Raw genomic sequence first — 278 nt, forward strand, 5'->3', positions numbered from 1 at the left:
TCATACATTCAGGTCTGCAAGAGGAAGGTCACGGGGCCATCATTGACCAAATGCACCTGCATATCCGCGCCAAAACGCCCAGACGCCACCTTGCCATGCAATTGTTGCGCTTGTAACAACAAGTGATCAAACAGCGCCGCTCCCAGGGCCGGTGGGGCCGCTGTGGAGAAGCTTGGCCGCAGCCCGCTTTTGGTGTCCGCCGCCAGGGTGAACTGCGACACCAGCAGCAAACCGCCGCCGATGTCTTTCAACGACAGGTTCATCTTGCCTTCATCGTC

Annotated in this window: 1 protein-coding gene; it reads right to left on the minus strand. The window is 58.3% G+C overall.

The window, feature by feature from the left end:
• Positions 1 to 8: 8 nt before the first annotated feature.
• On the minus strand, positions 9 to 278 hold a 270-nt coding region (dtd, locus tag AC0L2F_RS35820), incomplete at its 5' end, for a D-aminoacyl-tRNA deacylase (protein ID WP_473251536.1).

The sequence above is a fragment of the Bradyrhizobium sp. Ken64 genome, assembly GCF_055807555.1.